This is a genomic window from Mesorhizobium kamtschaticum (genome assembly GCF_056174585.1).
Window position 1 is genome coordinate 347623 of the sequence record NZ_CM149691.1, and the last position, 21427, is coordinate 369049.

Consider the following 21427-nt stretch of genomic DNA (forward strand, 5'->3'; position numbering starts at 1 on the left):
AACATGTCGAAGTCGTCAATCCTCCGCCTGTCGCTGTTTCGCGATGTCGCCGCGTTCGGCGCCGTCATCGCCCAGATCGGCGGGCGGCGGACCTGGACGGCGCTGCTGTTCCTGATCCTCGGCAGCCTGACGGAAGGCATCTCGATCCTGCTGCTTGTGCCGCTGCTGCACCTGGTCGGACGCGCCGACCAGGATTTCGCGGTGCGGTTGCCGAACAATGAATTCGTGCGCTGGCTGGTGCCGGATGGAACGCTGCAACTGACGACGGTGCTGTGCGCGCTGGTCGGGCTCGTTGCGGTGCAGGCTGCGTTCAACCGCTTCAAGTCGGTCTACATGGCCAGGCTTCTGTTCGATTTCATCAACCGTTTGCGCATGAACCTGTTCGAGAGCATCGGCAAGGCGCGCTGGGGCGTATTCTCGCGCATGCGCAGCTCGGATCTCGACCATGCCCTGACCGGCGACATCGATCGCGTCCAGGGCGCCGCCTTCTCGCTGCTGATGTTGGTGCAGATCGCTGTGCTTTTGGTGGGCTATCTCGTGATCTCGATGTTCATCTCGCCGGTCATGACGGCGTTTGCGATCGTCATCGGCATCGTCATGTTTATAGCGCTGCAGCCGTTTCGGGCGCGCGCCACCGCCTTTGGGCGTGTCCTGACCAGCAATCGCCAGGATCAGTACCGGACGGTCTCGGAATTCCTCGGCGGCATCAAGGTGGCCAAGAGCCTGAATGTCGAGGCCAGCTATTTCGCGCAATTGCAGACGACGCTGGAAAAGATGAAGTCCGACAACATCGACTATGTCAGCAACAGTTCGATCGGCACCGCAGTGTTCCAGGTGGCGAGCGTCGTCGGCTTGAGCCTGTTCATCTATGTGGCGCTGGTCCGCTTCAACCTGTCGCTGGCCGAGATTGTCGTGCTGCTTCTGGTCTTCATGCGCATCGCACCGCGCTTCATGGACATGCAGACGCAGGCCCAGCAGGTGTTGATCAACCTGCCCGCCTATACGGCCATGCGCAGCCTGCAAGCCCGTTTCGACGCCGAGCGCGAACCGGGCCATGCCGAGCCTGGGGATGTCGAAAAACTGTCGCTCGATACCGGGCTGAACATTCGCGGTGTCTCCTTCGGCTACGACGACGGTACCGGCAAGGCGGTGGTGAGCGATATCACCTTCGGGCTCCCGGCCGGCAAGGTCACCGCCCTGATCGGCCCCTCGGGATCGGGCAAAAGCACCATCGCCGACATGTTGCTTGGCCTGCTCGAACCGACTTCCGGCAAGATCCTCGTCGACGGCGTCGAGATCGATGCCAGCAATCGCCGGCGCTGGCGCGATCAGGTGGCCTATGTGCCGCAGGACGTCTTCCTGCTGCATGACACGATCGCGGCGAACCTGCGCCTGGCCGCGCCGCAGGCCAGCGACGACGAGTTGTGGACCGCATTGCGCGCCGCGCATGCCGGCGAGTTCGTCGAACGGCTCGATCAGCGGCTCGACACGATCGTCGGCGATCGCGGCGTGCGCCTCTCAGGCGGCGAGCGTCAGCGCATCGCGCTGGCGCGCGCGCTGCTGCGCAAGCCATCGCTGCTCATCCTCGACGAGGCGACCAGCGCGCTCGACTGGCAGAACCAGTCGCTGATCGCCAGGTCGATCGACGGATTGCGCGGTGCGATGACCATCCTGACCATCGCGCACCGGCCATCGATGATCGCCTTCGCCGACTGGGTGGTGGCGATGGAAGACGGCCGTGTCGTGGAAGTCGGTCAGTATCAGCGGCTGAAGGCCAAGCCGGCGAGCCGGCTGTCCAGGATGCTGTCGGGGGAACAATCGGAAACCGAACCCGCCAATGTGGCCTGAGGTCAGGTCAGATTCTGTCCGAGAAGACTACGGTCAAAACTCAATCAACCGTCTGCCGTCGATGGCCGAGATGGGTGGAAAGCGGACTTAGTGGCGGACGAATTGACTCTTGTCGTCGCCGCACGCCCAGCGACCCTTTTTGCCATAGCTTCCAAGCTCGAACACGGCAATCAGTTCACCCGCAACGAAAAGACCTACCGCCTCGCCACCACTGTCCCACTGGACAGAGGCTGGCGCATCGGCAGGCATGGTGATGACGGTGTGTGCGCTGAAGGCTTCTACGATTTGGCTACCTCTGTCTCGCGCAAGGTCGAGCAGGTAGAAATACGCAGTTTCATTATCGCGCTCAAAGGCAGCGGCGTATCGGCCCGTAGCATCAACAGCGCTTTCATAGACGTCAATCATTGCCTTCCCACTCGCATCACCGTCGAGTGTTCGCAATGGGTCGAACTCGGTCCTGATTGGGTTCCGACCCTAGTGCAGGCTGCGCCGGGCATTGCCCAACTTCTCGCCTTCGGTCACGTCGGGCGAGTTCAGCTTTCTTTCAGCTTCGCGCTGCCTGTCGGCCGGCGTCGGCGCGCTCCTGGCGATCATGGCATAGACGAGGACGAAGTAGCCGGCCTGGATGACCACGGCGCAAATGATGACGCGCAGCAGCGTCGTGCCGAGCGAAGCGCCGCCAAGCCAGGACCAGGCGACGACGATTGCGAGAGCGAAAACCATCCCGACGATGAATTTTGGAAGCGACATACCCAACAGCCCATAAACCGGCTCGGGTTATATCCAACGATAGCCCCACCCGAGCGCCGTCCCTTGTTATGCGGGCTTGTAAAGGTGCCCGCTATCGACCGGTTGCTTCCGGCCTTTCAACCTGTCGCCACTCTGACAGGTATAATTTGCAATTCTATTAAGGCGAGCAGAGGGCGGCAAGGGCAACCGCACATATTTTTGATTGAGCTTACGCGATCGACTCTGCCATGCTGCAATGCACACTACCGCAATTCACTCAACCTGAAGCCGCTATGTTTTTTCAGTACAATTCGCAATATTAAGTAGTATTTTATGTTAATAGTTGCGAACTTCGCACCTTCCTAAAGCACTAATATGTACCATTCCGGACCGTCGAGAGCGGCTTGCCCAAAAATCGCCCCAAAAAGATCCTTATTTTTTTCCACTTGCCCATTTATTGTCACAAATGTGCTAAACATCCCGAAAAATGTGCATCGCTAGCTTATTATTTAGTCAATTCATGACGCGACTATTTCAGGAGGCCGGGAAATTGTGTGTTGCGCTGCAACATTTTTTTGGTATCGTGTGGTGAACCATTCGTTCAACGCATGGAGTTTCCGCATGAGGGATATCGCCAAGTCGGCCACGGCGGACTTTTCGCAGCCTGACACCGACTTTCCGCCGCCTATCGGCGGCCTCATCAAGCGCAGCTTCGATATAGCCGGTTCACTGGTTGGTCTGCTCGCTCTCAGCCCGCTGTTCGTCATGATAGCGCTGCTGGTTAAATTTTCCGACGGTGGATCGATTTTCTACGGTCATCGGCGAATCGGTCGCGGCGGACGGATTTTTCCGTGCCTGAAATTCCGCACCATGGTTCCGGACGGCGACAAGGTGCTGGCCGCCTATCTCGCCACCAATCCGGACGCCAACGCGGAATGGATAGCGACCCGCAAGCTGAAGAACGATCCGCGTGTCACCCGCGTCGGCGCGGTGTTGCGGAAGCTCAGCCTCGATGAACTGCCGCAGATCATCAACATCCTGCAGGGCGACATGAGCCTCGTCGGGCCTCGCCCGGTGGTGCGCGATGAGCTGGAAATCTACGGCAGCGCCGCCGTCTACTATCTGAAGTCGCGGCCCGGCCTGACCGGCCTGTGGCAGGTCAGCGGCCGCAACGACGTCTCCTACGACAGCCGCGTCGCCTTTGATCGTCACTATGTCGAGAACTGGTCGCTGTTCGGCGACGTGCGCATCATCATCAAGACCGTGCCGGCCGTCTGGATGTCACGCGGCTCTTACTGACCGGCCGCCGGCGCCAGGCATCCGGCGGCAAGCTCATCGGGCGATGGGGCTAACACGGATCGGAACGTTCAGTTGAAAACAGACATGTTCGAAGCCTTTGGCAGCGGCCGCTTTTCCGGCCGCTCTCGGCTCATGACCACATGCCTTGCGGTGTCGCTCGCTTTTCTTCCCCAGCTAGCCGCGGCCGATGAATATCATCTCGGCTCACAGGACAAGCTCACCATCCGCATCGCCGAATGGCAGACCGTCGAAGGCACGTTCAGGGACTGGACGGCGGTCAACGGCCAATACACGGTCGGCCCCGGCGGAACCCTGTCGGTGCCTTTCGTCGGCGAGCTGCCGGCAGCCGGCAAGACCACAGCGGAAGTCGCGGCGGCGATCGGCGAGGCGCTGCAGCGTAAACTCGCTTTGTCGGACAAGCCCGAGGCCTCGGTCGAGATGGCGCAGTTCCGGCCCTTCTATATTTCGGGCGAAGTGCAGAATCCCGGCCAGTTTCCTTACGTGCCCGATCTGACGGTGCTGAAGGCGATCAGCGTCGCCGGCGGCGTCAGGCGCAACACCGATTACGGCCCTCAGCTCGGCAAGGATCTGGTCACCGCCAAGGGCAATTTCGATATCTCCGATGACCAGCGCGTCCGGCTGCTCGTCAGGCGTGCCCGCATCGATGCCGATCTGGCCGGCAAGACGAGCTTCGAGACGCCGCAGGAGGTCGAGGCCGACCCGAGGCTGCCGACCATCGTCGCCGACGAGATGACGATCCTGACGGCGGACCAGAAGGCGCTGAAGCTGAAGCTCGAGGCGCTCGACGATCTCAAAGGTGTCCTGCAGGCCGAAATTGAATCTCTGCAGAAGAAGATCGTCAACCAGCAGAAGCAGGTCGACCTGGCGCAGCAACAGCTCGCCAGCATCGGTCCGCTGGCGCAGAAAGGTCTGATCGCCAATTCGCGGCTCCTGGATTCGCAGCAGTCCGTCACCGACCTGCAAGGCAAGATCCTGGACTATGAGACTGCCATCCTCACTGCCAAGCAGGCGATCAGCAAGGCGACGCAGGACGCCATCGATGCCCAGAACACGTTGAGCTCGACCCTCGCCGCCGCCCGCCAGCAGACCGAAGCCGACCTGAACGAGGCCGCGCTGAAGGTGAACATGCAGAAGGGCCTGATCGCCCAGGCCAGCGATCCCGCAACGACGGCCGCCATTACCAACGACCAGCAGCCTACCCTGCTCTACGCGCTGGTGCGCAATGTCGACGGCAAGACCAGCGAAATCGCCGCCAAGGAAGACACGCCGGTGCTGCCCGGCGACGTGATCAAGGTCAAGCAGGCGCCGCTGGCCAGCCAGTAAGCCTCGGACTTCGGCGCGATCCAGCGCTTCGATCCATAACGCAGAGAATTCCAACCTCCGTCAGGCCTTGCCTGGCGGAGGTTTTGCTATGTGCGATCTCAGGCCGTGAAACGATAAAGCGCGCCGCTTCGAAGCGGTTCACGCGAATGTCGTTGTCCCAAAGCCACTATGCGCCTTTGGGCGACATGCATGGGTTCACGACGGATCGGCGGTGGCCGGACGGCCGGCATGCCGGGGCCAGGCTGGCTCGCCCCTCGCCGCATCCGCCGGGTCGAAGGCCGGCGACCACCGCGTGCGGGTGACCGGCAGCCGCGCCAGCTTGAAATAGCTGAAATACATCAGGAAGGAGCCCATGATGTAGGGGTTGAGGATCTCGACCTCGACGAAGGAGCGGATGAGCAGCAGCACCATGACGCCGAACAGAACCACCGATTCGGCCTGCCATGCCTTGAAGATCACCGTCGAGACATGGCCGTAGAGCGTGCGCAGCATGATCAGCGAGATCATCACCGCTCCGGTGAAGCCGAGTTCGACAAGCGCCTCGACATAGGTGTTGTGGAAATGGAAGCCGGTGCGGGTGGTGATGTAGAATTCGTTCCACAGCCGCTCGGCCTCGGCAAAACCCTGCACCCAATAGGCGGCATAGCCGACGCCGAGGATCGGCGAGCGCTGCGCGGCATTCCAGCCCTGCTCCCACAGATAGGTCCGCCCGGTGAGCGTCGAATCCTTGCCGAAGAGGCCAAGCACGAAATCCATGAGCCCGAGATTGAGCGCAACAAAGGCCACCACGACGACCATGCCGGCGCCGACCACGAAGATCACCCGGCGATAGCGCCGCGACAAAAGCTTGGTCATGGCAAGAAGCGCAATCAGCGCCAGGACCGCCGGTATCGAGGCCATCGAGGTGGCGGAATGCGAAATGACCAGCAGATAGGCCGACAACAGCACGACAGGCACGGTCAGGATGAAGCTCAGCCGGCCACGCCGCAGGAAAGCGAGGAAAACCACGGAGAAATAGATGCCGAGCGAGCCGACGAAGCCGATCTGATTCTTGGAGGCAAAGGCGCCGACGAAATTGTAGGTGCCGTCAAGGACGTCCTCGGAATAGGCGCCGACCTTGAGCGAATAGAGCATGACGAAGAAGATGCCGATCAGCGCGCCCAGCGTCAGGGTCCGCACGCTGACGGTGCGCGCCGCGACATAGGCGCAGGCAATGTGGGAAAGGTACTGGACCGCCGTTCTGGCGGTGACGCCGGGTGCCTGCGACCAGAAGACCGAGAAGCAGATATAGGCCGCGAACAGCAGCGGCAACCAGGCGCTGGACAACTGCCGCAGGAAGCGTCGGTAGTCAACCAGGATGAGCGGAAGCCAGACGGCATAGTAAGCCAGGATCAGCACCTGGCCGAAAATGACGGAATAGGAGAACGCCCAGATCGACACGGCCACGGCAAAGGCGCCATAGACCGAGTTCTTCTCGGGATCGACCAGCAGGGACTTTGGAATTTTCATCTCAGAGTCCCGTCGACGCGACCCAAGACGCGCAAGCCAAGCAGGCCGCAAGCCGGCCGGCATATCCGCAAACAGGGGCGTGCAATAAACGGCATCTCCATTGTGCAGTGCAATATAACCTATCGCACTGCATCCTCAATGGCAAATCCGGTCACCTTGTCTTACACCAGAGCCGTTCACCGTTTCACGGAAACGGTGAACGGCTCTAACTCCTTGTTTTGACGCAATTCCTGTGGGAAAGCCGTTCACACTTTTCCTGAAATTGCTTTCATGGAATTGCTTTGGCGAACGGGGAGAGATCAGCCGGTAGCCCGCCCCGCCACGGCCGCCTGGATCAGGCGGTCGGCGAGGATCGCCAGAAAGGCGATCGACAGGCCGGCGATCAGGCCCATGCCGGCATCGGCCTTGCCCAATGCGACATAGACCGCTTGGCCGAGGTCGCGTGTGCCGACCAAGGCGGCGATCGCCAGCATGGAGAGTGCCGCCATGATGGTCTGGTTTAGGCCCAGCATCACCACCGGCAGCGCCAGCGGCAGCTTGGCTTGCAACAGCGTCTGCGCCGGCGTCGCGCCCATTTGTTCGACCGCCTCGACGATGTCGGCGCGCACATGCCGCAGGCCGTGCTCGACATAGCGGATCGGCGGCACGATGGCGTAGAGCATGATGGCGATCAGCGCGGTGAACTCGCCGACCTTGAAGAACATCAGCGCCGGAATGAGGAAAACGAATTGCGGCATGGTCTGCAGCGCATCGCAGACCGACCTGAGGACGCGCGAGGCGCGTTCGCTGTAAGCGGCCCAGACGCCGAGAGCACCACCGATCACCAGGCAAAGCAGCACCGCAAACGTGCATAGATAGAGCGACTGGATCAGCGCACCCCACAGGCCGTTGAAGAGGATCAGCAGGAATCCCGCCGCGGCAAAAAGCGCGAGCCGCAGGCCGGCGACCTGGAAGGCGAGCAAGGCAATGCCAAGGATGAACACCGGCCAGGGGAAACCGAGAAAGCCGGTGTAAAGCAAGGTGCCGGCGACCAGCAGCGCGAGTGCCGGCCGCCAGCCAAAGCGATGCAGCAGCAATGTGCAGCCAAGCAGGACCGCGGCGGCATAGGCCGCATTAGCGGTTGGCGAGAGCGAAAAACCCCAGATGGCGGGAACGGCGGCGCCCGAAATGCCGATCCTGAGCGGCAACAGCAGGCAATACAGCACGCCGTTGCGCAGGCCGTCGAAGAACCAGGCGTAGTCGCGCACAAGGCCGAGCAGCCATTGATTGATGCCGCCCACCTGCATGCGCAGCCCGCTTGCCGGCAGCCAGGTCTCATCCGGCCATATCAAGCGGATGGCTATCGCCAGCACGGCTGCGAGCAGCAAGGCCATGGTGAGCCGGCGGCCGGTCATCCAGGTCATGGCCGCCGTCGGTCCGCTCGGGCGCTCCTTGGCGAAGCCGATGGTCAGCCGGTCGATGAGGATGGCAAGCAGCGCGATCACCAGCCCCGACAGGATGCTCTGGCCGAACTCGGCCTTGCGCATCGAAGATAGCACCTCCCAGCCAATGTCCTCGAAACCGCCGATGATGGCGGCGACGATCACCATCGAGAGCGCCGCCATCGTCGTCTGGTTGAAGCCGACAAGGATTTGCGGCAGCGCGGTCGGCACTTCGACGTGCCAGAATTGCTGGCGGCGCGTGCAGCCGCTCATCAAGCCGGCCTCGCCGATGTCGGAGGGCACGCGGTCGAGGCCGAGCATGGTGTTGCGCACCATTGGCGGCGTCGCATAGATGGCGCTGGCGATCAGGCCGACCACCGGGCCGAAGCCGAACAGCAGAAGCAACGGAATGAGATAGGCGAAAGCCGGCACGGTCTGCATCAGATCCAGCGCGCCGAGCAGCGCCGGGCGCAGGCGCGGACTGCCGTGGCCAAGCACGCCAAGCGCGAAGCCGAGTACGGTCGAGATCGGCACGGCGAGCAGCACCAGCGACAGCGTACTCATGCTTTGCGGCCAATAGCCGGCGAGCAGGATGTAGCCGAGTGCAAGCAGCGCGAAGGCCGCCAGCCGAATGCCGCTCGATTTCAGCGCCAGTGCCGCGACCGCCAGCATCACCGCCGGCCATGGCAGCCAGACCAGCACCAGGCGCGCGCCGCGCATCGGCGCGTCGAGGACAGCGGACAAAGCGCGAAATGCCGGCTGGACGACGGCCACGACGGCCTCGGTGGCCGCGTTGATGGCCGGCGCGAGCGGCAAGGTCCACTCCTTCGGGAACGTCACCAGCCAGGGGAAATCGATCTTCAGGACAAGACACAATGCCGTCAGCACCGCGAACGCGCACCAGGGCAGAAGCGCCGGCTCGACCGCAACCCTCGGCGAGGATCGAAACGATGCCGCCGGCGCGGTCACGATCGCGTCCGCCTTTTCTGTTCCCGCTCCAGCACAGCCAGCACGGAACCGGCGGTCAGCAGAGCCGGTGGTGTTGCACCCTCACCCGCGACGCGGAAGGCGCGAACGCCTGACGCCAGGCGCGGGATGAGTTCCTCCAGGCTGGTGTCGGCGGCGATGGTCTCATCGGGTTCGGCTGTTCCCTCTAAGGGCGTCGCGAGATCACCGGCCGTGATGACACGCAGCAGCGGCATGTCCTCGGTGAACTGCGCGACATAGTCATCGGCCGGGTTGAGCACGATGTCGGCCGGGCGGCCGATCTGGACGATCTTGCCGGCGCGCATGATGGCGAGCCGGTCGGCCAGGCGGAAGGCTTCGGCCATGTCGTGGGTGATGAAGACGATGGTCTTCTTCAGCATCTGCTGCAGCCGCAGGAATTCGTCCTGCATCTGCCGGCGGATCAGCGGATCGAGCGCCGAGAACGGCTCGTCGAGGAACCACAGTTCCGGGCCGACGGCGAGCGAGCGGGCGATGCCGACGCGCTGCTGCTGACCGCCGGAAAGCTGGTGCGGAAAGGACGCCTCGCGGCCTTCCAGCCCGACCAGCGCGATCATCTCGCGGGCGCGGGCTTCACGCTCCTTGACAGGTTTGCCCTGGATCTTCAGCGGGAAGGCCACATTGCCCAGGATGGTGAGATGCGGCAGCAGGCCGAAATTCTGGAACACCATGCCCATGGCGTGGCGGCGCAGTTCGATCAGTTCCTTGCCGCTGGCCTTCAGCAGATCCTGGCCGTCGAGCAGTATTTCGCCGGCGCTCGGCTCGACCAGCCGAGACAGGCAGCGCACCAGTGTCGACTTGCCGGAACCGGAGAGCCCCATGATGACGAAGATCTCGCCGGTCGCGACTTCGAAGGTGGCGTCGACCACGGCCGGCAGATGCGCTTCCGCGCGCAACCGTTCGGCCAGCGCGTCCGGCTCGATGACGTAGCCGCGGGAATCGAAATAATAGGCGGGACGCCGCCCATAGACCTTCCACACATTGCGGCAGGCGAGCTTGATCGAGGGTGTGGCGGCATTCATCGCTTCAGGCCCTCACACGAGCCGAACCCGGCTTCGCAAAACGCGAAGCCAGGTCGGCACATCGGCCACCGCACGAGCGGGGAGACATGGACGCTTGTCACTTGGACGCTTGTCACTTGGACGCTTGTCACTTGGACGCTTGTCACTTGGCTGCGTCGACCCAGGGCTTCCAGACGGCCTCGTTCTTGTCGACCCACTCCTTGACGACAGCGTCGAGATCCTTGCCTTGCTTGTCGACGGCCAGCATCAGCTTCTGCTGTTCGGTGGCGTCCATCTTGAACGTCTTGAGCAAGGCGTAGGCCGCGGGCCATTTGGCGCCGAAGCCTGACCAGACGATCTTGTCGACATCGGGCGGCGTGATGCAGTGGTCGTTGCTCTGGACCTTGCAGGGCGGCATGGTGATCCAGCCGACTTCGTTTTCGGCAAGCGCGTAGTGCGGCCCCCAGAACATCATCACCAAAGGCGACTTGGCGGCCTCGGAGGCTTCGAGTTCGGCGACCAGCGCGCCTTCCGATCCCGCCGGCACGGCGGTGTATTGCATGGTGTTGTCAGCCAGAATGGTGGCCGCGCGCGAGCCCCAATCGGCGGGATAGTCGAGGAAACGGCCATTGGGCGCGGTCTCCGGTGTCGACAGCGCCTGGATGCATTCGGGCTTGTTTAGCGCGGTCCAGTCGGGAAGACCGGGGCAGATTTTTTCCATGAATTTCGGATAAATCCAACCTTCCTGCGTCTTCAGATCGAGCTTGCCGATGTCCTCGATCTGCTTGGCGGCGAGCGTCTTGGGATAGATGTCGCCGACATTGTTCATCCAGACTTCGACCGAGGCGCTCAGCGTGCCGTCGGCCAGGCCGGAGAATTGCGGGAAGTTGCCGGCGGTGACGTATTCGACCTTGTAGCCGAGCTTTTCCAGCAACTGTCCGGCGATATGGGTGGAGACATGCGCGCCGGTCCATTCCAGCATGGCGAGCTTGATCGGCTCGTCCTTGGCACCGAGATCGGCGCTCAGGCCCGGCGTCGTGGCGCCCAGCACCAGCGCCAGGCCAATTCCGGCATTCCTCAGTCTGTTCCTTGAATTCGGCATGATCATTCCCCTGTTTCTGGATGTTATGGTTCGAGCTGAATTTCATCCTTGATGGCGAGACTGCCGCTAGTCCCTTCCCACACGCCACTCCCCCGGCGGCGGGCATTCCGGTCGACTATCCCGTGAAGTCGATGACGAACCTGCCTTTCGACTGGCCTCTTTGAAGCGTTGCCAGTGCGTCCGAGACCTGGTCCAGCCTGATGGTCTCGACGGTGGTTTCGAAGGGCTGTTTGGCGTGCATGGCGACCAGTTCGCGCATTTCCTGTCTTGTGCCGACGCTGGTGCCGGTGATGACGACGCCGGTGGCCGTCAGCCATTCCTGAATGAGCGGCACCGGCTGGAACACCATGGCGGCGGCAATGATCCTGCCGCGCGGGCGGATGCCGGCGACCATGGCGTCCCAGGTCGCGGTGGTTGGCGCGAAGTTGATGCAAGCGTGATATTTCTTGTCCTTGGCCGCGAGCCTCGACGGCAGGCAGTTGTCGGCGATGTCGGTTTCGACAGCGCCATAGCGGCGCGCGATTTCCAGCTTCGCCGGATCGCGATCGACCGCGAGCACCTTGACGCCGAGCCGGCTGGCGATCTGCACCGCATAGAGGCCAAGCCCGCCGCAGCCGAAGACGATGGCGCTCTCGCCCGACTTCAACCCGGCCCGCTTCACCGCGCCATAGGCGGTGATGCCGGCGCACATCACCGGAGCGGTGGTCACCGGGTCGATGGTTTCGGGCAGTGCTACCGCGAAGCCGGCGTCGCAGACGACATATTCGGCAAAGGCGCCAGGGACATTCAGGCCATGCGCGCGATGGTGCTGGCAGAAGGACTCATCGCCATCCAGGCATTCGTCGCAATGGCGGCAGGTGTCGTGGATCCAGGGCACGCCTGCCCGGTCACCGAGGGCCCAGTCACCCACGCCCTCGCCGATCGCCTCGACGCGACCGATGCCCTCATGACCCATGACGAAGGGGGACGGCGCATGCGTCGGGACGCTCTCGCCGCGCCAGATATGGACATCGGTGTGGCAGACGCCGCAGGCCTGCAGCCGCACCAGGATCTGGCCGGAACCGGCGACGGGGCGAGGCACGCTGGTGATATCGAGCGGCTCACCATACCCGCCGAGGACCGCTGCCCGCATCGTTTGAGTGTGCGACGTCATCGATAGCCTGCCTGACCAATGCTTGCTTTTGCAGCCTAGGTCGGCGAAAATTATATGACAACAGAAAAATTTGTTAGAGCGTACAAAAATTTCGTCGGATATACGAAACCCATGGCGACCAAGGCAAAGAAACAAAGAACCCGCATCGAGGACATCAGGCGGGTCGAGCTGATCGAGGCGGCGCATCGCATCTTCCTGCGCGATGGCCTGAAAGGCCTGACGACCACCCGCATCTGCCACGAAGCCGGCATGTCGCAAGGCATCCTGACCTATTATTTCAAGGACAAGGACCAGGTGCTGTTCGAGATGGTGCGGTATGCCAACCGCGTTCTGATGGATGCCGTCGTCGTCAATCTGCGTCAGGCTGAAACCTGTTGGGATCGCCTGACGGCGATCGTCGACGGGAATTTTCCGGCGGAGAAGTTCGAGCGCAACACCGCCAACGCCTGGGTTTCCTTCTACGCGGAAGCCGCTCACAACCCGCGCTATGCAAGGCTGCAGGATCTTTTCTACAAGCGCCTGCGCTCGAATATAGGTTCGGCGCTGTCGCCGCTGTGGTCGAAGAGCGAGATCGACCATTTTGTGCGCGGCTTTGCCGCCATGCTCGACGGTTTCTGGCTGCGGCGCGGCCACTCGGATGGCGACATCTCGCATCTGGAGGCGAGAGCGCTGCTCATCGAATATTCGGAAAAGATGCTTGGCGCGGGCATGGTGTCGAAGCTCAAAAGGCTTCAGCTGCAGGCGGCGTAACGGTCTCGAATGCGTCGCCGGCGGCGAGCGGTTGTAAGCGCTCCATGCCGGCGCGGATCTCACCATAAAGCTCCGCCGGTGATCTGGATATTTTCCATGGTGATCCCCTTGGCTAGATCCGAGCAGAGGAAGACCGCAAGGGCGGCGATCTCTTCGGGCTGCAGCATGCGCCCCTGGGGATTGCCCTTCCTGAATTCGTCCATGACCTCCTCGGCGCTGCGGCCCTTGCCTTCGCGCTCGACGACCTGCGCCACATTGCGGCGCATCAGCTCGGTCTCGACCCAGGTCGGGCTGATCATGACGCAGGTAACGCCGTGTCCTGCCCCTTCGAGCGCCACGCAACGGGTGAGGCCGAGCAGGCCCGCTTTGGAGGCGCAATAGGCCGGATTGTCCTTCCAGCCGACAGAGGCGGCGGTGGAGCCGATGTTGACGATGCGGCCCCAGCCGCGCTCGATCATGCCGGGCAGCACGGCGCGGGTGGCTCGGAAGGCGCCGGTCAGATTGGTGTCGACGATCTTGTCCCACAGCGCGTCGGAATGGCCGCAGACCGGCTGCTCGGCGGTGGTGCCGGCGGCGTTGACCAGGATGTCGGCCGGACCGATGGCGGCTTCAGCTTCCGCCGCAAAACGGTTGGTGACCTCGCTGTCGCGGACATCGAGATGAGCGGCATGAACCCTGGTGCCATGGGCCGACAATGCCGAACGCACACGCTCGATTTCGTCCGCACCCGGATAGTAGGCGGCATCGGACTTGTCCGCGCCGGCGGGCGCGATGTAGGAGCCGACGGCAACATTGGCGCCGGCCTGCGCCAAGGCCGTGGCGATGGCGAAGCCCATGCCGGAGAACCCGCCGGTGACGATCGCGCTGCGGCCGGAAAGGTTTGTCATCAGGCGTGCTCTCCAGACAGTTGAATGCAGGCAACAAGGCCTGACGAGATCGGAAATTCAGACGGCAAGGTAGCCTCCATCGACGACCATTTCGGAGCCGGTGACGAATTTGGATTCATCCGAGGCGAGGTAGAGGACCATGTAGGCGATGTCGTTGGGCTCACCGAGGAAGCCTATGGGATGGCGGGCCAAGGCCTTGGCCTTTTCCTGCTCGAGCTTGCCGAGGTCGCGCAGATAGTTCTCTGTCTGCGGCGTCCAGATGTAGCCGGGGTGGATGGAGTTGCAGCGGATGCCGTAGCGCTTCTCGGCGCAGTGCACCGCGACCGCCTTGGTCAACGTGCGCACGCCGCCCTTGGAGGCGCAGTAGGCGGCAAGATCGGCCTCGCCGATGATGCCGTCGATGGACGACAGGTTGATGATTGAGCCACCGCCCGATTGCTTCATCAAGGCGATGCCGTGCTGGCAACCGAAGAAGACGCCGTCGAGATTGACGGCCATGGTGCGCCGCCATTCCTCAAGCAAGGTGTCCTCGATGTTTTTGGCAATGGCGATGCCGGCATTGTTGACCAACACGTCGAGTCGGCCGAATTTTTGCTCGACCGCCGCCATCACCGGCGACCAGTCGCCGGGATTCGAAACGTCGTGACGATGGAAAAGACTTTCCTTACCGATCAGGTCGGCCGTCTCCCGGGCAGCCGTCTCATCGATGTCGCTGACGACGAGCTTTGCCCCCTCGGCCGCCAGCAGCAACGCAGCCGCCCGCCCGAGGCCCATGCCGGCCCCGGTGACGAGCGCTACCTTGCCTGCGACGCGGTTCACAAGATCGAAACCCCTAGAGTGGTTTGCCCAGCCATTCGCGATAGAAGCCTTCGAGGTCGGGTTCGAAATCATGCACGATGGGATAGCCGGGGGCGGCCGCTTCGACCTCGTGCATGGTGCCGCATTCCGGGCAGATGAATTCGCGGATCTCCATCCACTGCGGGTCTGGAATATCGCTGTTCGGGTAGATCTCGCGCAACGCTTCCTCGGTGTTGCGCACGATGATCGCGGCCTTGAGCTTCCAGTTCTTGCGGTAGTCACCGAAGGAATGGCCGCATTCGCAGCGGGTGATCCGCTCATCGCCGCTCTGGCAGATGAAGAGATGATCCGAGACCGGCAGCAGGATCGGGTCCTTCCAGGCAACGCGGTCCTGGTAGACGGCGACCATCTTGAAGAAGCGGTCATCGTCCTTGTAGGCGCTCATGATGCGCTTTGTCTGCGGCCAGGGCAGCTGGCCGGCTGCCAGATCGGCAAGGACTTCCTTGCTGTACGAGGTCATGGCTTTGCTCCCGGTATGAAGATCGATTTGGCGTCGACGTCCCAGAAATCGCTGAAATCCCTGGTGAAGCGCGAGGAAAGCTTGATCGCGCTGGCGTACATTTTCTTCACCTCTGGGGCGAAGTCGGCCCTCTCGACGAGGCCACGCTCGGCGGCGATCCAGTCGGAAACGGGAATTGCCTTTGCCAGGCGTTGCTTGCGCATGGCGGCGCGGCGTTCGACTGTGGCGTCGATATCGGCAACCGGATAGCCCTCGGCGTCGTCTTTCAAGACGATGCCGAAGATCTGGTCGGCCGCCTGGCGGGTGAGGAAACCGTTCTCGACATCCCAGGCCGTCTTGATCGGATCGCGCTCCAGCACGTCGCCGTAACCGCCACCGCCATTGTAGGAATGGCTGAAGATGTCGCCGGATTTGTGCGGCGCGGTGATGTAGGGGCCTTCGACCACAACATGGTCGCCGCCGATGTTCCGCTCATAGTCGGAGACATGCGGGTCGATGCCGGGCGCATGCGCCAGCGGTTCGCCTTTGGCCGCCAGCTCATGGACGTTGGAGTTGCGCACCGCGCGATGCTTCTGGCAGGTCGGCGCCGGATAACCGCCGCACATGCCGCCATTGTCGAAGACCCGTGAGGAGTGTTCGGAAGTGTGGAGCCGCAGATGCGAGGTCTTGTTGATCAGCCAGGTCGAGACGAAGGAACAGCCGCCGCGATATTTGCCGGCGCCGCCCGAATTGGGCACGATCGAGCGGCCGATATAGACCATCGGCATCGACTGTTCCCAGACCTCGATGTTGCCCATGTCGGATTCCGGATTCCAGCCGACATAGGCGGTGTCGAGACCGTCGGCGATGGCCAGCGCACCGGAGCCGGCGGCGGCGCATTCGAAATGCGCCATGCCGAACGGCGTGCCATACTGGCTCTCGCCGCCCATCTCGATCATCGGGCTGTTGACCTGGCCGACAAAGGCCTCCTCGACGAAACCGCGCGCCACGAAGCCTCGTGACAAAAGCCGCTGGAAGACGCCATAGGCCGGCAGCAGCAGCGCCCATGATGTGGCGGTCGCCACCATCTCGTTGTCGGGGTTGGTCCAGGTGCCGTGCGGCAGTTTCAGTTCGGTCGCCATCCAGGCGCCGTCATTGACCAGGCCTTCGAAATTCATGTGCTGGGTCAAGGTGACGAACATGCCGCCATCCATGCCGGCCGGCGTGCAGTTCATCGAATGGTAGCCCCAGGGCTGCGTGCCCTCGAAGTCCATGGTGATCTTGCCGTCGGTGGTGATCTCCATCTCGATCGGAATGTTGTAGAGCCAGTCGGGATCGCCGAGCAGCTGGAAACCGGGTTTGCCCGCCGTGACGTGGCCATAGAAGGTGTGGCCGCGATAGATGCCGGGCACAGTGAGCTGGCGGGTGCGGGCGAGCTGGGCACGGCGGCCCTCCTCGATAAACTCCTTCGACACCTTCATCCAATAGTCGAGGCCGATCTCGGAAATCAGCTGCTTGACGCTCTCGCGCATGTCGATGCAGGAGGCGACCTTGGCCTTCTCGTCGAGCACCCAGTAGATCGGCATGCGCAGATTGCGTTCGCAGCGGATGACATAGTCGCGGCGGATCTCGTCGTTCTCGCCGATCTTCTCGGCACAGACGAAAAGCCCTTCGGTGAAGCGCTCCTGCGCCAGGCAGACGTCACCGCCGGGCGTGATGCCGCCGGCTTCCAGTTCGTGGCAGACCGCGCCGGCCCAGCCAACCAGTGTGCCTTCATGGAAGATCGGCACCACGTCCATCACGTCAGGCACCTGCACGGTGCCGATGAAGGCATCGTTGTTGGCGAAGATGTCACCTTCGCGGATCTTCGGGTTTTCCTCGTAGTTGTTCTTGATCATCCATTTGATGAAACGGCTCATCGTGTGAACGTGGACCATGATGCCGTTGGAGAGCGCGATGGCATCGCCTTCGGGGGTGTAGATGGCGACCACCATTTCGCCGACTTCGCGCACGCCCGGCGAAGCCGAGATGCGGCGGGCCATTTCGCGGGCCGAGACGCAATAGGCGCGTAGCTTGGTGTGCAGCGTCTCGAATTTCAGTGGGTCCTGGTTGCGCAAGGTGAGTTCGGTGATGCCGTCATAGCAGCCGGTCTCTTCCATCAGCCGCTCGGAATCGAGCAGTCTTTCGCGAAGGCGCAGGGCCGAAGCAGGTTTGTCCAACATGGCGGTGCCCTCTCAAGCGTGGGTGTAGTGCAGCAGCGTCCATTCATCGACATGGACACGGTCCTGCGGATGAACGACGAGCGTGGTGGCGGGATGTTCGATGATGGCCGGGCCAATCACCTCATGGCCGGGCTGCAGAAGATCCATCTCGTAGAGGTTGGCCTTGTGCCAGCGCCCGCCAATATAGGCCTCGCGCACGCCCTTGTGGGCGGCTGCCGGGTCGGACTTGCCGAGCGGGCGCTTGAGCAGCACCGGCTTGACCTTGTCGGCGGTGGCGATGAGGCCAAGTTCGGTGATTGTGAAGCCGGCCTCGCCATAACGCGACACGCGGTGGTTGACCTTGGCGTAAACCGCCTCGAACTCGTCGATAACCCTACGCATGTCGTCGGCCGAATTGATCTCGGCAAGCGGCGCCATGACTTCGACGTCCTCGAGCTGACCGGTATAGCGCATCATCAGGAACGGTACGGTCTTGATCTTGTCGCGCGCATGACCGTCGGTGATCATCTCGTCGACCGCTGCCTTGGTCAGGTCGTTCCAGACATTGGTGACCTTTTTGCCGAAGGCGAGCAGTTCGTCATCGCTGGCGCGTGCGCCGATGTCGTGCTGCGTCGACACCGAATGCCGGCGCATGAAGTCGGCCGTGGTGCAACCAAAGGCGGAGAAGGCGGCGGCGAACTGGAAGGTGATGATGTCCTTGAAGCCGATGCCCCTCGAGCAGCCGGCCAGATGCAGCGGACCGGAGCCGCCATAAGAGAGCAGCGTGAATTCCGAAGGATGGATGCCTTGGCCGGAAATGACGCGGCGCAATGCGTTGTTGGCGTCGGCCTCCAACATGTCGATCATGCCTTCTGCGGCCTCTTCGACCCCAACGCCAAGGATGCTCGAGCATTTTTCCTCGAAGGCCTTGCGCGCCTTCTCGACCTGCAAGACGACCTTGCCGCCGAGGAAATAATACGGGTTGAGGCGGCCGAGGATGGCGTCGCAATCGGCGATGGTGGGTTCCGTGCCGCCCTTGGCGAAGCAGATCGGGCCGGGATCCGAGCCGGCGCTTTCCGGCCCGAGCGAGACCTTCTTGGTCAGCGGGTCGACCTTGAGGATCATGCCGGCGCCGGCGCCGATCGTGTCGAGATGCAGCGTCGGCACATTGAGCTTGAAACGATCCATCAGCGGCTCGTTTTCGATTCGCGTCTGGCCGCGCGAAATCACGCCCATGTCGAACGAGGTGCCGCCCATGTCCGAGCAGATCAGCGAGTCGTTGCCGATCAGCTTGCCGACATAGGCCGCACCCAGGATGCCGCCGATCGGGCCGGAGATCATGGTCTCGTGCAGGCGCGGATGATTGATCGATGTCAGACCGCCGAAGGAAAGCAGTGTCTGCACGCCGTATTTGAAGCCGTATTTCTTCGAGACATCCTCGATACCCCTGAGCTGCTTGCGGCCGCGCGAGGTGGCATAGGCCTCGATCAGCACCGAGTTCAGCCGCGACTGCTCACGGATGACCGGGCGGACCTCGTGGCTGGTGTAGACGAGGATGTCGGCGCCGGCCTTTGCGATCTCCTCGCGGCAGATTTCGGCAATGCGCTTTTCGTGCACCGGATTGACGTGCGAGAAGATCGTCATGATGCAGATCGCTTCGACCTTGTCGGCGATCAGTTTTTTCGCGGCAGTCGCGACTTCATGCTCATAGAGGGGCAGCACGATGTCGCCGAACTGGTCGACGCGTTCGGTGACGCCATGGGTGCGGCGGCGCGGCACCAGCGGATCGGGATGGTGGTGCGTGACAGCATGCAGCCGGTCGGCATAGGAATAGTCGGCCCAGGCCTGCAGACCGCGGCCCATCAGGATCATGTCTTCCAGGCCCTTGGTGGTGATCAGGCCGAGGCGACGGCCGGTGCGCGACAGCAGCGTGTTGAGCATGCCGGTGCCGGAATAGAGCACGACGTTGACGCCGGAAAACAGCGATTCCAATGAAATACCCCAGGCATCCGCCGCGTCCTCGGCCGATGCCAGGAAGCCTTCCGCTTCGTTCTGGGCGTGGTCGCCGATTTGCCGATCTTGAAGTGGCCGTCCTGATCGACAAGGATCGTGTCGGTCATGGTGCCGCCGGCGTCGATACCAATGACGATCGGGTTGCCGATTATCGGGGCAGAGGGATGGGGTTGGGTCACGGTCGCCTCGGGATTGGGTCTATGTTGACGCAAGGCTAGATTCGACAGGCGGCTTCGCGCCATATGCCTAAAGACACAATGACGGTCGGGCCGGGATCGCCGAGAAGAGGGCATGCGCATGGGGACCATCTGGGCGCCGCTCGCCAGGGCGATTGCCGCCACCGGCACGGACAGGCATGTCGATTGCCTGATCGATCTGATCGGCGCCGATATCGACCATGACCTGGTAACGGTGACGCGCTATTCGGCGACGCAGACACCGGAATTCGTCAAGCACCGGCGCTTCTCCGATGAGATGGTCCGGCGCTATCTCGACAATTACTATGTCTTCGACCCGTTCTATGCCTCGTGGCGGCGCGAGCGCAGGCTGGGCATCATGCCGCTTAAGCGGCTCGCCGACGATGAGGCCAAGCGCGGCCAGTACATAGCCGGCTTCCTGGCGCAGTCGGAAATCTGCGACGAGGTCGGGATCATGCTGGCCGATGGCGGCGACTGGTGCTTGGGCATCTTCCTCGATCGCTCGACCGGTGCGTTCAAGGACAGCGAGATCGCCTTGCTGGACGAGCGGCTGCCGGTGTTCGAGGCGCTGCACGCGCTCGACATCAAGGCGCGCGGACGCGAGTTCTTCCGCACGTCAGCGCCGACCGGCCCCGGCGCTTCGCCGCGGCAGGAGCCGACCATACCGATGAGCCTGTGGCCGGAACTGTCGCTGCGCGAGCGCGAGCTGGTGCAGTTGATCCTGGCCGGCCACCCAACGGCAAACATCGCCGAGCGCCTCGGCATCACCGTCGGCACGGTCAAGAACCACCGGCGACGCATCTACGAGAAGCTCGACATCACCACCGAGCGGGAACTGTTCCTGCAGTTTTTTCAGCACCGGGCGGACCAATAGCCGGAGTTCGGAGAGCCAAGCGGTTTACTGCAGATTAGAGCTCATCCTCCCAATTGGCTCCGCCGTAGAACACGCGCAATATCACCACCTGGTGAGGTTCCACGATGAAAGCAACGGTGACGCGGCGCTCAAATCCGATTACGCGAAGCCCCTGCCGCAGGTCGTCCCTACGCGAACCTCGCTCAGAGCCGTAGTCAAGGTTTTCGCAGAATGCCCTTATGCGTTGATCGTAGCGATCAGCCGTGAAGGCGCTGCTGGCGTCCGCAATGGTGTCGTAGATCCAGTCGAGATCGTCGCCGGCTTTGGCGGCATAAATGACAGCCCGTTGCTTCACGCATCCCTCTGCATGCGCGCTTCGTGGCGCTTGCGCGCCCGCTCTGCCATCTCTTCCCGCGAGATCCCGTTAGGGTCCGCCTTCCATCCGTCATAGGTCGGGACGACTTCCTCGCGTAGCCAGCGCTCGACGGCAGCGTCGCGCTCCTGCAGGGCGCGAAGCCCTGCGCGGATCACTTCGCTGCTGGTCGCATAGGTTCCTGATTCAACGAGACGGTCGATGAAAGCAGCCTGCTCCGTTGGCAGGCTGAAGGTGCGTTTTTCGGTGGCGGCCATGATCGCTCCTATAAAATTGGTGTGATAATATCATACCGAAAAAGGATCGCACCTGAAATTCAATGCCCGTCATCCAACAGGATGCCGACATGCTCGCCGCGGTCAAGGGCATAGCGCGCTTTCATCCGGCATGCGGTTTTCAAGACCGGAATGACCTGCCGATCGTCTCAAAATTCCTCTTGCGGAAC

Annotated in this window: 18 protein-coding genes and 1 pseudogene; 5 read left to right on the top strand and 14 right to left on the bottom strand. The window is 62.4% G+C overall.

Annotation, left to right across the window (positions count from 1 at the left end; genetic code table 11):
- Positions 1-3 precede the first annotated feature (3 nt).
- A complete protein-coding gene (locus AC0V7N_RS01645) occupies positions 4-1848 on the top strand; it encodes an ABC transporter ATP-binding protein (protein WP_475454113.1) in 1845 nt (614 codons plus the stop codon).
- An 87-nt stretch (positions 1849-1935) separates the two neighbouring features.
- Here AC0V7N_RS01645 and AC0V7N_RS01650 read toward each other — a convergent pair whose 3' ends face one another.
- Positions 1936-2253: a DUF2251 domain-containing protein gene (locus tag AC0V7N_RS01650; RefSeq protein ID WP_475454115.1), complete on the bottom strand. Its 318-nt coding sequence runs from the start codon at positions 2251-2253 to the stop codon at positions 1936-1938.
- A gap of 69 nt (positions 2254-2322) precedes the next feature.
- Positions 2323-2598: an exopolysaccharide production repressor protein gene (locus AC0V7N_RS01655; RefSeq protein WP_475454117.1), complete on the bottom strand. Its 276-nt coding sequence runs from the start codon at positions 2596-2598 to the stop codon at positions 2323-2325.
- A gap of 600 nt (positions 2599-3198) precedes the next feature.
- Here AC0V7N_RS01655 and AC0V7N_RS01660 point away from each other — a divergent pair.
- Both AC0V7N_RS01660 and AC0V7N_RS01665 read left to right on the top strand, forming a co-directional pair.
- Positions 3199-3876, top strand: a complete 678-nt coding sequence (locus AC0V7N_RS01660) for a sugar transferase (protein ID WP_475454119.1) — start codon at positions 3199-3201, stop codon at positions 3874-3876.
- Between the two features lie 84 nt (positions 3877-3960).
- Complete coding sequence (locus AC0V7N_RS01665) at positions 3961-5220, top strand: polysaccharide biosynthesis/export family protein (protein WP_475454121.1); 1260 nt, start codon at positions 3961-3963, stop codon at positions 5218-5220.
- A gap of 195 nt (positions 5221-5415) precedes the next feature.
- Here AC0V7N_RS01665 and AC0V7N_RS01670 read toward each other — a convergent pair whose 3' ends face one another.
- From AC0V7N_RS01670 to AC0V7N_RS01690, 5 genes are all read right to left on the bottom strand, one after another.
- Positions 5416-6729, bottom strand: a complete 1314-nt coding sequence (locus AC0V7N_RS01670; protein ID WP_475454123.1) for an O-antigen ligase family protein — start codon at positions 6727-6729, stop codon at positions 5416-5418.
- A 299-nt stretch (positions 6730-7028) separates the two neighbouring features.
- Positions 7029-9119, bottom strand: a complete 2091-nt coding sequence (locus AC0V7N_RS01675; RefSeq protein WP_475454125.1) for an ABC transporter permease — start codon at positions 9117-9119, stop codon at positions 7029-7031.
- Entirely contained in the window at positions 9116-10177 is a 1062-nt protein-coding gene (locus tag AC0V7N_RS01680) for a betaine/proline/choline family ABC transporter ATP-binding protein (RefSeq protein ID WP_496627670.1), read from the bottom strand. Before AC0V7N_RS01680 ends, AC0V7N_RS01675 begins: the two co-directional genes overlap by 4 nt.
- A 142-nt stretch (positions 10178-10319) precedes the next feature.
- On the bottom strand, positions 10320-11258 hold the full coding sequence (locus AC0V7N_RS01685) for an ABC transporter substrate-binding protein (RefSeq protein WP_475454129.1): 939 nt from the start codon (positions 11256-11258) through the stop codon (positions 10320-10322).
- Positions 11259-11373: 115 nt separating this feature from the next.
- Positions 11374-12411, bottom strand: a complete 1038-nt coding sequence (locus tag AC0V7N_RS01690; protein WP_475454131.1) for an alcohol dehydrogenase catalytic domain-containing protein — start codon at positions 12409-12411, stop codon at positions 11374-11376.
- Positions 12412-12522: 111 nt separating this feature from the next.
- Here AC0V7N_RS01690 and betI point away from each other — a divergent pair, with 111 nt between their 5' ends.
- On the top strand, positions 12523-13161 hold the full coding sequence (betI, locus tag AC0V7N_RS01695; RefSeq protein WP_475454133.1) for a transcriptional regulator BetI: 639 nt from the start codon (positions 12523-12525) through the stop codon (positions 13159-13161).
- Positions 13162-13220: 59 nt separating this feature from the next.
- Here the strand turns inward: betI and AC0V7N_RS01700 are convergent, their stop codons facing one another.
- The 5 genes and pseudogenes from AC0V7N_RS01700 to AC0V7N_RS01720 all read right to left on the bottom strand — a co-directional run bounded on the left by AC0V7N_RS01700 (position 13221) and on the right by AC0V7N_RS01720 (position 19708).
- Complete coding sequence (locus tag AC0V7N_RS01700) at positions 13221-14048, bottom strand: SDR family NAD(P)-dependent oxidoreductase (protein WP_475454135.1); 828 nt, start codon at positions 14046-14048, stop codon at positions 13221-13223.
- Between the two features lie 57 nt (positions 14049-14105).
- On the bottom strand, positions 14106-14867 hold the full coding sequence (locus AC0V7N_RS01705) for a glucose 1-dehydrogenase (protein WP_475454137.1): 762 nt from the start codon (positions 14865-14867) through the stop codon (positions 14106-14108).
- Positions 14868-14880: 13 nt separating this feature from the next.
- Positions 14881-15366, bottom strand: coding sequence for an acetone carboxylase subunit gamma (locus AC0V7N_RS01710; RefSeq protein WP_475454139.1), 486 nt, complete (start codon positions 15364-15366; stop codon positions 14881-14883).
- Positions 15363-17567, bottom strand: a complete 2205-nt coding sequence (locus AC0V7N_RS01715) for a hydantoinase B/oxoprolinase family protein (protein ID WP_475454141.1) — start codon at positions 17565-17567, stop codon at positions 15363-15365. Before AC0V7N_RS01715 ends, AC0V7N_RS01710 begins: the two co-directional genes overlap by 4 nt.
- A 12-nt stretch (positions 17568-17579) precedes the next feature.
- Positions 17580-19708, bottom strand: a pseudogene (locus AC0V7N_RS01720) (hydantoinase/oxoprolinase family protein).
- Positions 19709-19850: 142 nt separating this feature from the next.
- Here AC0V7N_RS01720 and AC0V7N_RS01725 point away from each other — a divergent pair.
- Positions 19851-20630: a helix-turn-helix transcriptional regulator gene (locus AC0V7N_RS01725; protein WP_475454143.1), complete on the top strand. Its 780-nt coding sequence runs from the start codon at positions 19851-19853 to the stop codon at positions 20628-20630.
- Positions 20631-20664: 34 nt separating this feature from the next.
- Here the strand turns inward: AC0V7N_RS01725 and AC0V7N_RS01730 are convergent, their stop codons facing one another.
- Complete coding sequence (locus tag AC0V7N_RS01730; protein ID WP_475454145.1) at positions 20665-20964, bottom strand: type II toxin-antitoxin system RelE/ParE family toxin; 300 nt, start codon at positions 20962-20964, stop codon at positions 20665-20667.
- On the bottom strand, positions 20961-21239 hold the full coding sequence (locus tag AC0V7N_RS01735; RefSeq protein ID WP_475454147.1) for a type II toxin-antitoxin system ParD family antitoxin: 279 nt from the start codon (positions 21237-21239) through the stop codon (positions 20961-20963). The genes AC0V7N_RS01730 and AC0V7N_RS01735 overlap by 4 nt, the downstream gene beginning before the upstream one ends.
- Positions 21240-21427: the final 188 nt, after the last annotated feature.

What these genes read in the sequence shown, in the direction of transcription:
- AC0V7N_RS01645 (WP_475454113.1), top strand. Translation starts at nt 4, where the DNA reads ATGTCGAAGTCGTCAATCCTCCGCCTGTCGCTGTTTCGCGATGTCGCC.
- AC0V7N_RS01650 (WP_475454115.1), bottom strand. Translation starts at nt 2,253, where the DNA reads ATGATTGACGTCTATGAAAGCGCTGTTGATGCTACGGGCCGATACGCC.
- AC0V7N_RS01655 (WP_475454117.1), bottom strand. Translation starts at nt 2,598, where the DNA reads ATGTCGCTTCCAAAATTCATCGTCGGGATGGTTTTCGCTCTCGCAATC.
- AC0V7N_RS01660 (WP_475454119.1), top strand. Translation starts at nt 3,199, where the DNA reads ATGAGGGATATCGCCAAGTCGGCCACGGCGGACTTTTCGCAGCCTGAC.
- AC0V7N_RS01665 (WP_475454121.1), top strand. Translation starts at nt 3,961, where the DNA reads ATGTTCGAAGCCTTTGGCAGCGGCCGCTTTTCCGGCCGCTCTCGGCTC.
- AC0V7N_RS01670 (WP_475454123.1), bottom strand. Translation starts at nt 6,729, where the DNA reads ATGAAAATTCCAAAGTCCCTGCTGGTCGATCCCGAGAAGAACTCGGTC.
- AC0V7N_RS01680 (WP_496627670.1), bottom strand. Translation starts at nt 10,177, where the DNA reads ATGAATGCCGCCACACCCTCGATCAAGCTCGCCTGCCGCAATGTGTGG.
- AC0V7N_RS01685 (WP_475454129.1), bottom strand. Translation starts at nt 11,258, where the DNA reads ATGCCGAATTCAAGGAACAGACTGAGGAATGCCGGAATTGGCCTGGCG.
- AC0V7N_RS01690 (WP_475454131.1), bottom strand. Translation starts at nt 12,411, where the DNA reads ATGACGTCGCACACTCAAACGATGCGGGCAGCGGTCCTCGGCGGGTAT.
- betI (WP_475454133.1), top strand. Translation starts at nt 12,523, where the DNA reads ATGGCGACCAAGGCAAAGAAACAAAGAACCCGCATCGAGGACATCAGG.
- AC0V7N_RS01700 (WP_475454135.1), bottom strand. Translation starts at nt 14,048, where the DNA reads ATGACAAACCTTTCCGGCCGCAGCGCGATCGTCACCGGCGGGTTCTCC.
- AC0V7N_RS01710 (WP_475454139.1), bottom strand. Translation starts at nt 15,366, where the DNA reads ATGACCTCGTACAGCAAGGAAGTCCTTGCCGATCTGGCAGCCGGCCAG.
- AC0V7N_RS01715 (WP_475454141.1), bottom strand. Translation starts at nt 17,567, where the DNA reads ATGTTGGACAAACCTGCTTCGGCCCTGCGCCTTCGCGAAAGACTGCTC.
- AC0V7N_RS01725 (WP_475454143.1), top strand. Translation starts at nt 19,851, where the DNA reads ATGCGCATGGGGACCATCTGGGCGCCGCTCGCCAGGGCGATTGCCGCC.
- AC0V7N_RS01735 (WP_475454147.1), bottom strand. Translation starts at nt 21,239, where the DNA reads ATGGCCGCCACCGAAAAACGCACCTTCAGCCTGCCAACGGAGCAGGCT.